The organism is Rhizobium sp. NLR8a, from assembly GCF_019685235.1.
Classification (GTDB): Bacteria; Pseudomonadota; Alphaproteobacteria; order Rhizobiales; family Rhizobiaceae; genus Rhizobium.
This window is the reverse complement of the sequence record NZ_JABDWI010000018.1, coordinates 12,615-23,615: the sequence shown is the minus strand read 5'-3', so window position 1 is coordinate 23,615 and position 11,001 is coordinate 12,615. Positions and strand designations below refer to the sequence as shown.

9 protein-coding genes are annotated in these 11,001 nt (G+C 62.0%); 5 read left to right on the top strand and 4 right to left on the bottom strand.

The features are described 5' to 3' along the window. Positions 1-6: 6 nt before the first annotated feature. Positions 7-1,293: an ABC transporter substrate-binding protein gene (locus HJC04_RS28590; protein WP_210629684.1), complete on the bottom strand. Its 1,287-nt coding sequence runs from the start codon at positions 1,291-1,293 to the stop codon at positions 7-9. Between the two features lie 306 nt (positions 1,294-1,599). Between HJC04_RS28590 and HJC04_RS28585 the strand changes: the two genes are divergently transcribed. From HJC04_RS28585 to HJC04_RS28565, 5 genes are all read left to right on the top strand, one after another. Then, positions 1,600-2,277: a TetR/AcrR family transcriptional regulator gene (locus HJC04_RS28585; RefSeq protein WP_210629685.1), complete on the top strand. Its 678-nt coding sequence runs from the start codon at positions 1,600-1,602 to the stop codon at positions 2,275-2,277. A 131-nt stretch (positions 2,278-2,408) separates the two neighbouring features. Beyond that, positions 2,409-3,557 carry a Gfo/Idh/MocA family protein gene (locus tag HJC04_RS28580; protein ID WP_221147649.1) on the top strand — a complete coding sequence of 383 codons (1,149 nt, stop codon included), beginning with the start codon at positions 2,409-2,411 and terminating at the stop codon, positions 3,555-3,557. Positions 3,558-3,560: 3 nt separating this feature from the next. Continuing rightward, the gene (locus tag HJC04_RS28575) at positions 3,561-4,724 is read left to right on the top strand and encodes a dihydrodipicolinate synthase family protein (RefSeq protein WP_210629687.1); all 1,164 of its coding nucleotides are present in this window, start codon (positions 3,561-3,563) and stop codon (positions 4,722-4,724) included. A 30-nt stretch (positions 4,725-4,754) separates the two neighbouring features. Next, complete coding sequence (locus HJC04_RS28570) at positions 4,755-5,585, top strand: sugar phosphate isomerase/epimerase (protein WP_221147648.1); 831 nt, start codon at positions 4,755-4,757, stop codon at positions 5,583-5,585. Positions 5,586-5,734: 149 nt separating this feature from the next. Next, positions 5,735-7,012, top strand: a complete 1,278-nt coding sequence (locus tag HJC04_RS28565) for a Gfo/Idh/MocA family protein (protein ID WP_221147647.1) — start codon at positions 5,735-5,737, stop codon at positions 7,010-7,012. Between the two features lie 22 nt (positions 7,013-7,034). Here HJC04_RS28565 and HJC04_RS28560 read toward each other — a convergent pair whose 3' ends face one another. Genes HJC04_RS28560 through HJC04_RS28550 form a run of 3 tightly spaced genes read right to left on the bottom strand, consistent with a single transcriptional unit; the run spans position 7,035 to position 10,934 of the window. After that, the gene (locus tag HJC04_RS28560) at positions 7,035-8,045 is read right to left on the bottom strand and encodes a hydroxyacid dehydrogenase (RefSeq protein ID WP_221147646.1); all 1,011 of its coding nucleotides are present in this window, start codon (positions 8,043-8,045) and stop codon (positions 7,035-7,037) included. Continuing rightward, on the bottom strand, positions 8,042-9,898 hold the full coding sequence (locus HJC04_RS28555; protein WP_221147688.1) for a DUF2264 domain-containing protein: 1,857 nt from the start codon (positions 9,896-9,898) through the stop codon (positions 8,042-8,044). The genes HJC04_RS28560 and HJC04_RS28555 overlap by 4 nt, the downstream gene beginning before the upstream one ends. Before the next feature lie 7 nt (positions 9,899-9,905). After that, a complete protein-coding gene (locus HJC04_RS28550) occupies positions 9,906-10,934 on the bottom strand; it encodes a LacI family DNA-binding transcriptional regulator (RefSeq protein ID WP_210629691.1) in 1,029 nt (342 codons plus the stop codon). Positions 10,935-11,001 lie beyond the last annotated feature (67 nt).

The window sequence follows — 11,001 nt, the reverse complement described above, 5'->3', positions numbered from 1 at the left end:
ACGGGATCAGCCTCGTGCGAGAATCTGCGTGATTTCATCAACAAGTTGTTTGCCGCCATCGGCGGGAGATAACTGCCCGAACCCGACCTGTTCGGCGATGTTGCGCAGCATGAGTTCGCCTTCACCGGCACCGGCCGGCGGGGGCGGCGGCAATTTGCCGGCGAGGTCGCCAAGGCCGCTGACATATTCCAGCGGGACCTTGCCATTCTCGTCGAGCTTAGCTGCTACGACCTCGCGCATGGCAGCGGATTCCGGGATGCCGCGTTCGACGTCGAGCAGAACCGCTGCCTCGGGATTCTTGACGAAGAAATTGACGTAATCGACTGCCAGGTCCACGGATTTCGACTGGGCCGAAACCGAGAAGAACATCGACGGCTTGCGATAGTGGCCGCCCTTCGAATCCGGCTTGATGCGCATGTAGTTGGTCAGTGCCAGCTTATCCTTGTTCATTGCCTGATAGGCGACGAACTGGTTGGAATGGGCAAAACCGGCCGCAGCCTTGCCAAGCGACACCGTGTTGGTTTCGATATCGTTTTTGTCGAGAGCCTGGATATCTGCCGGAACGCAGGCGCCGGACGCACGGAACTTGGCCCACATGTCGTACCATTCCGAGGCGTCATCCACGTCGAATCCGATCTTGCCGTCGGCGGTATAAAGCGCCTTGCCGCGCTGGCGCAGCCAGTTTTCGAACAGTGGTTCGCCGCCGCTGCCGTCGGCGATGCCGAACATGCCCTTGCGCTTGCCTGCCTTGGTAATCTCAGCACCCATGCGACCAAATTCCTCCCAGGTGGTCGCCTGGGTCGGCAGATCGACGCCGGCCTCCTTGAAGGCAGTGGTGTTCAGCACCGTCGCAGCCGAGTTCGCGCCCAGGCTGACGCCGTAGAGATGGCCGTCGACGCTGCCGCCTTCAATTTGCGCCTTGTCGAAATCCCCGAGATCGAGCTTGGCAGGCATATAGGATTCAAGCGGGGCGAGCGCGCCGCGCCGTGCATATTGGACGATGTAACGGTAATCCATCTGGATGACGTCCGGCGCGTTGCGGCCCGCGACCTGGGTCGCAAGGCGCGGCCAGTAGTCGCCCCAGCCCAGGAACTCGCCGGTGATCGACGTCCCCGGATTCTTGGTCTGATAGAGCTGCGATACCTTGTTGGTGCGGTCGGCGCGCGGCTGCGAGCCCCACCACAGGAGACGCAGGCGCTTTTCCTGTGCCAAGGCGCTGGTTCCGAGCGCCGAGAGCGACAGAAGCGCGGCGCTTCCCGCAACGAAATTACGCCTGCTTACACGTAGAGTCATTTCTTTCCTCCTCCAAAGGGAAGCGCCTCCACACGCTTCCAAACTAGTTTCGCTTGCGCAAATAACTAATTGGTTACAAGCTACGTGCAAAGCGGCAAGGCTGTCAAGCGGTGTTGGCCAAAGCATGATGCCGAACGTGTAAGCGAGCGGACGACATCCTGCTCTCACTGCTTAAGTGGGAGCAGGATGATTTTGGGGGCTAACAGGCCTCATCATCCTGTTTCAGCAGGGGCCTTTCCAAATTCGGTTTTTACAATTTCGCACCGAAGGCTTATGAGCGCAACATGTGACGACAGGGGTGGAGCGATGAACGATAGCGGGGGAAATAACGGAAAGAAGCAAGCCCGGCGACCGTCGATGGAACGGACGGCCCAACGCGATCCGGAGCGGACACGCGCGGCAATCCTCGATGCGGCAACCCGGGAATTCGCCGAAAACGGCATGGGCGGCGCCCGCGTCGACGCCATCGCCGAACGGGCCGGCACCAACAAGCGCATGCTCTACCACTATTTCGGCGACAAGGAGCAGCTCTACCTCAAGGTGCTCGAAGAGGCCTATGTCGGCATCCGCACGGCCGAACGCGCGCTGCATATCGGCGACCGCAGCCCCGAGGAAGGCATCGGCGAACTGGCGCTCTTCACCTGGCGTTATTTCCTCGAGCATCCCGAATTCCTGAGCCTGCTCGGCACCGAAAACCTGCATCGCGCCCGGTGGCTGCGCCAGTCCGTCCGGCTCAAGGAACTGCATTCGCATCTGATCGGCGAGCTGTCGCAGGTGCTCGAGCAGGGCAAGAAACAGGGTGTCTTCATCGAGACCGCCGATCCCCTGCACGTCTATCTGACGATCGCCTCGCTCGGCTATTTCTATCTTTCCAACCAGTACACGCTTTCGACGATCTTCGGCCGCGACCTGATCGAGCCGGCCAATCTCAGTGCCTGGGAAAGGCATATCGTCCACGTCACCCTCGCCTCGATCAAGCGCTGAACACTGAAAGCAGGATTTGGCTATTGACAGGCTCGCCGCTCTTCTGCCATCAAGTAACCGTTTAGTTACCGGCTTGGGAGGGCCGGGCGAGGACGCCCGCTCCCACCGCAAAAGATTGCAGGGAGGAAAATATGGCACGCTTGGGGATCATCTTGCACGGCGTCACCGGCCGCATGGGTTACAACCAGCACCTGGTGCGCTCTATCCTGGCCTTCCGCGACCAGGGCGGCATCACGCTGAAATCGGGCGAGAAACTCGAGATCGACCCGATCATCGTCGGCCGCAACGGCGCCAAGATGGAAGAGCTGGCGAAAAAGCACACCATCAAGCGCTGGTCGACCGATCTCGATGCTGCGCTGGCCAATCCCGACGACACGATCTTCTTCGATGCCGGCACGACGCTGATGCGCGCCGAGCTTCTGTCCAAGGCGCTCGACGCCGGCAAGCACGTCTATTGCGAAAAGCCGATTTCCGACGATCTGCAGGTTGCGATCGATCTCGCCCGCAAGGCACGGCGCTCCGGCCTCAAGCACGGCGTCGTGCAGGACAAGCTCTTCCTGCCCGGCCTGCGAAAGCTGGCGCTGCTGAAGGATTCCGGCTTCTTCGGCAAGATCCACTCGGTGCGCGGCGAATTCGGCTACTGGGTCTTCGAAGGCGATTGGGGCGTGCCCGCCCAGCGCCCTTCCTGGAACTACCGCAAGGCCGACGGCGGCGGCATCATCCTCGATATGCTCTGCCACTGGCGCTACGTGCTGGACAACCTGTTCGGCGAGGTCAAGGCCGTCTCCTGCCTCGGCGCCACGCATATTCCGCGGCGCATCGACGAGCAGGGCAAGCCGTATGATTGCGACACCGACGATGCGGCCTATGCGACCTTCGAGCTCGACGGCGGGGCGATCGCCCAGATCAACTCCTCCTGGGCCGTTCGCGTGCGCCGCGACGACCTCGTCACCTTCCAGGTCGACGGCACGCATGGCTCGGCCGTCGCCGGCCTGACGAAATGCTGGAGCCAGCACCGTGTCAACACGCCGAAGCCGGTCTGGAATCCCGACCAGCCGCAGACGATCGACTTCTACAAGACCTGGGATGAGGTTCCGGATACCCAGGCCTTCGACAATGGTTTCAAGGCGCAGTGGGAAATGTTCATCCGCCACGTGGTCGAAGACGCGCCGTGGCCCTACGGGCTGGAAGCCGGCGCCAAGGGCGTGCAGCTCGCCGAACTCGGGCTGAAATCCTGGGCCGAGCGCCGCTGGCTCGACGTCCCCGCACTGGAGTTCTGAGCCGTGAGCACGATCAACCTTCCCCTCGACGGCAAGATCGTTCCCTACGCGCTCGCCGGCACGCCGATCGAACTCAAAAAACGCGATGCCAAGAGCTTTCCGCGCATCGCCTTTGCCGCTGCCCATGTGGTCGCCGATCCGCTTGCCGACAACGATCCCTGGCTGACGCCGGCGATTGATTGGGAGCGGACGCTCGCCTTCCGGCACCGGCTCTGGGATCTCGGCCTCGGCGTCGCCGAAGCGATGGATACGGCACAGCGCGGCATGGGCCTCGGCTGGCCGGAAGCCCGCGACCTCATCCGCCGGGCGCTTGCCGAGGCGGCCGGCCGCAAGGACGCGCTGATCGCCTGCGGCGCCGGCACCGATCATCTGTCACCCGGTCCGGACGTGACCATCGACACGATCATCAGGGCCTATGAAGAGCAGATCGAAACGGTGGAGGCGGCCGGCGGCCGCATCATCCTGATGGCAAGTCGGGCGCTTGCCGTCGCGGCCAAGGGGCCGGACGACTATATCAGGGTCTATGACCGCATCCTTCGCCAGGTCAAGGAACCCGTCATCATCCACTGGCTGGGAGAAATGTTCGACCCGGCGCTCGAGGGATACTGGGGCAATGGCGATCACCTGAAGGCAATGGAAACGTGTCTGCAGGTGATCGAAGCCAATGCTGCAAAGGTCGACGGCATCAAGATCTCGCTGCTTTCCAAGGAGAAGGAAGTGACCATGCGCCGGCAACTGCCGAGATCCGTGCGCATGTATACCGGCGACGATTTCAACTATGCGGAATTGATCGCCGGCGACGAAGAGGGCCATTCCGACGCGCTGCTCGGCATTTTCGACGCCATCGCCCCGGCAGCTTCGGCTGCGCTCGACGCGCTCGGCCGCAAGAGCAACCACGAATTCTTCGACCTTCTCGAGCCGACCGTTCCGCTATCGCGCCACATCTTCAAGACGCCGACCCGCTTCTACAAGACCGGCGTCGTCTTCCTCGCCTATCTCAACGGTCTGCAAGATCATTTCGTCATGGTCGGCGGCCAGCAGAGCACCCGCTCGCTGGCGCATCTGGCCGAACTCTTCCGACTGGCCGACAAGGCGCGGGTTCTTGCTGATCCCGAACTCGCCGCAAGCCGCATGCGCCAGGTGCTCGCGGTCCACGGCGTCAACTGACGCCGCTATACCTGACGGAAGGAGAATGACATGCAGGTCGAAGGACTTTCGATCAATCTGGCGACGATCCGTGAGCAATGCGGCTTTGCCGAAGCCGTCGATACCTGCCTGAAACACGGCATCACCTCGATCGCGCCCTGGCGCGACCAGGTCGCCAAGGTCGGCCTCGACGAGGCGGTGCGGATCGTTAAATCGAACGGTATCAAGCTGACCGGCCTTTGCCGCGGCGGCTTCTTTCCGGCGGCAAACGAGGCCGACTGGCAGAAGAATCTCGACGACAACAGACGGGCCATCGACGAGGCGGCCGCCTTTTCCGCCGATTGCCTCGTGCTCGTCGTCGGTGGTTTGCCGGGTGCATCGAAAGATATCGTCGCGGCTCGTCAGATGGTACTCGACGGCATTGCCGCCGTGCTGCCGCATGCGCAGGCTGCCGGCGTGAAACTTGCAATCGAGCCGCTGCACCCGATGTATGCCGCCGACCGGGCCTGCGTGAACACGCTCGGCCAGGCGCTCGACATGTGCGAGCCGCTCGGCGAGGATGTCGGCGTGGCGATTGACGTCTACCATGTCTGGTGGGATCCCGATCTTGCCAACCAGATTGCTCGCGCCGGACGCATGAACCGTATCTTCGCCCATCACATCTGCGACTGGCTGGCGCCGACGAAGGACATGCTGCTTGACCGCGGCATGATGGGCGATGGCGTCATCGACCTGAAGGGCATAAGACGGATGATCGAAGCCGCCGGTTTCTTCGGCGCACAGGAAGTGGAGATCTTCTCGGCCGAAAACTGGTGGAAGCGTCCGGCCGACGAGGTGATCGCCACCTGCGTCGAGCGGTTCCGGAGCTGCTGCCAGATGTGATTCTTGAGCATTTCCGTTTTTCTTCGAAACACGAAAATGCTCTATCTCTTTGTTTTTACGCAATTCCGGACGCAAAAACCGCTGCACACTTTTGCTGGAATTGCTCTGAAATCCCATTGTTTCATCACGTATGAAAGAGGAGTCATTCGATGGAGAAACGCCGTTTTGCCCTGATCGGCACCGGTAACCGTGGCACCACCATGTGGGGCAAAGACCTGCTTGCCGGCTGGCGCGAACATGTCGATCTCACAGCCATCGTCGAAAAGAACGCGCTACGCGGCGAGCGCGCCCGCAACATGATCGGCAGCAATGCGCCGCTCTATGACAACATCGAATCCATGCTCGCCGAGCAGAAGCCGGATCTTGCCATCGTCTGCACGCCCGACCATACGCATGACGATATCATCGTGCGGGCGCTGGAATCCGGCATCGATGTCATCACCGAAAAGCCGATGACCACTTCGATCGAGAAAATTCGCCGGATTCTCGACGCCGAAAACCGCTCCGGCCGCCGGGTCGACGTCTCCTTCAACTATCGCTATGCGCCGACAGCCGCGAAGATCAAAGAGCTCCTGAACGCCGGTGAGATCGGCCGCGTGACCTCGGTTGATTTTCACTGGTACCTCAACACCAAGCACGGCGCTGATTATTTCCGCCGCTGGCATGCCTATACGGAAAATTCCGGCAGCCTGTTCGTCCACAAGGCCACCCACCATTTCGATCTGCTGAACTGGTATCTCGACAGCGATCCGGAAGCCGTCACCTCGTTTGCCGACCTGCAGAACTACGGCCGCAGGGGCCCGTTCCGCGGCCCCCGCTGCAAGCTCTGTCCGCACGCGCAGGAATGCGACTATTATCTCGATATCGAAAAGGATCCCTTTCTCGATCAGCTTTACGAGGATCCTTCGAAGATCGACGGCTATTTCCGAGACGGCTGCGTCTTCCGCGAAGATATCGACATTCCCGACACGATGGTCGTGTCCATCCGCTACCGCAACAACGTCCATGTCTCCTATTCGCTGAACACCTTCCAGCCGATCGAAGGCCATCACCTCGCCTTCAACGGTACCAAGGGACGTATCGAGCTTCGCCAGTATGAGGCTCAGCCCTGGGAGGTGCCGAAGGAAGACACGATCCTTCTCATTCGCAATTTCCCGAATGGGAAGGAGGCGGTGGAGCGCATCGTCGTGCCGCATTTCACCGGCGGCCATTACGGCGGCGACGATCGGATGCGCAACATGATCTTCAAGCCCGGCATGGAAGATCGGCTCGGCCAGCGCGCCGGCACACGGGCGGGCGCCATGTCCGTGCTCTGCGGCATTGCGGCGCTGACGAGCTCGCGCACCGGCAAGGTGGTCGATATCGCCGAGTTGATGCCCGAGCTTGCCAATGACGGCTCGCCCAATTCCTTGAGATCACCACGCTGACGCGTGTCCCTGACGGGATGCGTCAGGCGATATTTTCGAGATCCTGCCGGCTGATCTGGTAGAGCAGCGGCCGGCCCGTTGTAAAACGCTCGACCTCGTCCGCCGCCATCGCACCGAGACGCGCCCGTTCCAGGCCGATGGCGCCGGCGATGTGCGGCGTCAGGAAGACATTGGGCAGATCGTAGAATGCCGAACCCACTTCCGGAATTTCCGGATCGGTGACGTCGATCACCGCGTCGATGCGGCCGGTCTTCAGCTCCGAAAGCAGGGCTGCCTCATCAATGAGGATTCCGCGCGCGGTGTTGATCAGCGTTGCCCCGTCCTTCATCAGCGACAGTCTTCGCGCATCGATCATATGCTGCGTCGATGGCAGCGACGGCGCGTGCAGGGAAACAATATCGGCTTGCCGCATCAATTCGTCGAGATCGACCTTTTCAGCTCCGAGACCGGCTGCTTCGGCGGCATCGAGCATGGGATCGAACAGCAGCAGCCTGTAGTCGAAAGGTTTCAGGAGTTCGATCACCCGCCTGCCGATGCGCGAGGCGCCGACGATGCCGAGGGTTCGGCCATAATTGCCGATCGCTTCGCGCTGCATCGGATAAGTCCGATCGCGATTGCGGTCGCCGACGTAAAGCTCGCGGAAGCGGAAGGCGCGTTTGCCGGCAAAAAGGATCGCGGCGAGCGTGAATTCGGCAACCGGCACGGCATTGGCCTCGGCCGCGTGGCTGACCGCGATGCCGGCTTCGAAGATGGCGTCATCGATGATGCCCTTGACCGTACCGGCCGCATGGACGACGAGGCGCAGCCGCGGCGCGGCAGCAGGGATCTCAGGCCCGACACAGGGCGCACCCCAGCCGGTGATCAGGATTTCCGCTCGGGAAAGCAGGCGTCTCGCCCGCGCGTCGTCCAGCCGCTGCAGCGGCTCGGGATCAAGCAGGCGGCCGATCGCATCGAGCCGGCGCAGGATCTCATCGGGCAGGACATGCTCCGTGCGGGACGGCTCCATGGCAAGGACGATGGCCGGTCGCCTCATGGCATCTGACCCGGTGCTTCGATGGCGCTGACGGTCACGCCCTTTTCCTGCACCAGCGCCTGCAGCGCCGCAATATCGGGCGCTTTCGGCGGCTGCGTCCAGGCCGACGAGACGGCGGCGGGATCGTCGAGCGCCAGCACCGCCGTCACCAGGATGGTCTCGCCGGCCGGAATCTGACCGCGCAGTTGTGGCACGATGGTCTTGGCGACGATCACATTGGTGTTGGGTTGGGCCTTCTGCGCGAGCCCGACACGTTTGATCGAAGAGCCGAGATCGAGAATGCCGGTGAAATCGGCTTCACCGATCGCATAGGCTGCCCCCTCCGAGGCCGACAGCCGATCCTGCTCGAAGTCGCGGCGGCCGGTGGCAAAGCCGCCTTCGGCAATCCGCAGCGGCCGGCCCGACCTGATCCGGTGGAGGCGGATATGCCAGGGGGCGGCGGGCACGAGCCAGGTTTCGACTTCGGCATCGGGGAAGGGCGACCATCTCGAATGAAGCACATCACCCGCGAGCCGGGCTTCCTCATTCGTTTCACGCACGCGGTAGTGCAGGCCGTCATCGCTGAAGGCCAGCATCGAATCGAAGGCGGCCAGCGCAAAGCCGCGTTCATCGGACTCGACGCTGAAGCCGTACCGGGCCGAATATGCGAATTTCGCGTATTTCTCAGTGCCAAAACGCATCTGCAGGTTTTCCTGGCCAGAAGACAGCGCCACGACATCGCCGCCTGCCCGCATCAGAACCATGCCGGGATGACGCTGGGGAACGACCTCGGGCGCCGGCTCCGGCGCCTTCTCGCTGGCGGTCCAGAAGGGATGATCCCCAGCGATTGCGAGCGGCAGAAAGGCCTTCAAGGCCCAATAGGGCGAGCCGGCGGAGTTGTAGCTCTCCGACATCAGCAGGTTCGGGTAGCCGAAACCGATCGACAGAACGCCGTCACGATCGGCAATCGGCTTGTCCCTCCACCAGCGCAGATGCTGCAGGCAGAGATGCTTGACCTCGCCCCAGGGCAAAGCCTCGAGATCGGCAAAGGCGAGCGCCGACCAGAAGCCAGCGCAGGCAAACCGATAGGTCAGGCTGCGGCCGAAGGGGATCGTCGCGCCGTCGGCGGCAAACCAGTGGCGGAAATCTCGGGCGAAGAAGATGGCGCGCTCGCGATAGCGTTTCGCATAATCGTCATCGACGAGCTTCGAATAGATCAGCCCGTAAAAATGCATGGCGAAGGGAATGTAGTGGTCGATGCGGCGCACGTTTCCGTCGCGATACCAGCCGTCGCCGATATAGAAGCCTTCGAGCTCCTGCAGATATTGCCGCGTCAGGCTGCGGTCGAAATCAACGCCGAGACGATCGAGGGCGATATCAACGAAGATGCGGAAAAATTTCCAGTTGTTGTCGGCATAGTCGAACTGCCTGGCATGTTTGAGATAGGCGACGATATTACCACGGGCGCGCGCATCAAGCGGCTCCCAGATCTTTTCCGGCACCAGCGCCAGGGCAAAGCCGAGGGCAGCAAGCTCGACCATCCGCTGATCCCGGCCGTTGACTGTTCCCCAATATTCGGGATGGGCGGGGTCGGTGCCGTTTGCGAGGCCTTCGGCAAAACGATGCCAATGGGCGAATTCTCCACCACCGGCGCCAAAAGGGGCCAATCCCCAGAGCGGGCGGGCGAAACCCTCGAGATCGGCGGCCGCCCGATCGAAATGGGCGGCGAGACCACTGAGCCTGACGCGGGCATTGCCCTTGGAAAAACAGGGAAGCAGCGGATCGAAGAGCGCGAGCAGAGCGCGGCTCATATCGGCGCGGCTTTCCAGCGGATTGCCGGCAAGCGGATTGGCGCTGGCGGGATCATAGGTCATCGGCACCTCACGGGTTCTCGGCATTGGCAACGGTCCCTCCCGGAACGGGAACGACCGCCTGGCAGATGTGGCGCGCAGCCGCTGTTCGGTTGCGGAACCGGGTGAGCATCATCGACACAGCCTCGCGCCCGAGGGCAGCCCGATCGACCCGCATGGTGGAAAGCCGCGGATTGGTCATCAATGCGCAGGGCAGATCATCAAAGCCGACAATCGCGAAATCGTCCGGCACTCGCAGGCCGGCTTCGGTGACCGCCTCCAATACGCCGACGGCAATGAAATCATTCATGCAGAACGCCGCGGTGAAGCCGGCATTCTCGGCAAGAACTGCCGCGGTGCGTTCATGAGCCTCGCGGCTTGCGCTACCCTGCAGCGCCAGCGAAACGAATCGTCCTTCGGCGCCGGGGACGGCGGAGATCGCCGCCTCGAAGCCACGAATGCGCTCCCGAATCGTATGGCGGTGAGAGCCGCTCAGATGCAGGATACGGCGATGGCCAGCCCTCGTCAGCCGGCTGGCCGCCTCGTAGGCCCCAAAGAAATTAGCCGGCGAAACACCGTCGAACTGCATCCTGGGATCAGTGCCATTGACAAGCACGGTCGGCGTCATGGTGGCCCGCAGCCAATCACGCAGAGTGTCGTTGGGATCGATGCCGACGAGAAAAAGACCCTGGGCACCCGCCGCCTGCATATAGTCGCGCAGGGCATCCGGCGTGATTCGATCCTCGCGGACCATGCGAATTTCGAAGGGCATGCCCGCTTCGGCGGCTCCGGTACGCAAGCCGTCGACGATCGCTTCGTAGAAGACGCTGAGCCCGCCGGTGACGCCGTCGCTGGCAATTAGCGCCAGCCCGCCGGCAACGGCTTCGGCAGCAGGTTTGACCGGATAACCGTGTTCGGCGGCCACCTTCAATATCTGCCGCCGGACGGTTTCGCTGATCCCAGGTTCGTTGGCGAGCACGCGCGACACGGTCGAAACGGAGACGCCGGCCAATGTGGCTATGTCGGCCTGTCGCAGCCGTCTGACTTTTTCATCGCTCATAGGCAAACTTTATGCAAATATTGCAAATTTGCAATACCAGAGTTATTTCTTGCAATAAATTCTATTT

Coding starts and splice junctions, on each gene's coding strand:
- HJC04_RS28555 (WP_221147688.1), bottom strand. CDS start 9,898: ATGACCTATGATCCCGCCAGCGCCAATCCGCTTGCCGGCAATCCGCTG.
- HJC04_RS28585 (WP_210629685.1), top strand. CDS start 1,600: ATGAACGATAGCGGGGGAAATAACGGAAAGAAGCAAGCCCGGCGACCG.
- HJC04_RS28570 (WP_221147648.1), top strand. CDS start 4,755: ATGCAGGTCGAAGGACTTTCGATCAATCTGGCGACGATCCGTGAGCAA.
- HJC04_RS28550 (WP_210629691.1), bottom strand. CDS start 10,934: ATGAGCGATGAAAAAGTCAGACGGCTGCGACAGGCCGACATAGCCACA.
- HJC04_RS28580 (WP_221147649.1), top strand. CDS start 2,409: ATGGCACGCTTGGGGATCATCTTGCACGGCGTCACCGGCCGCATGGGT.
- HJC04_RS28560 (WP_221147646.1), bottom strand. CDS start 8,045: ATGAGGCGACCGGCCATCGTCCTTGCCATGGAGCCGTCCCGCACGGAG.
- HJC04_RS28590 (WP_210629684.1), bottom strand. CDS start 1,293: ATGACTCTACGTGTAAGCAGGCGTAATTTCGTTGCGGGAAGCGCCGCG.
- HJC04_RS28565 (WP_221147647.1), top strand. CDS start 5,735: ATGGAGAAACGCCGTTTTGCCCTGATCGGCACCGGTAACCGTGGCACC.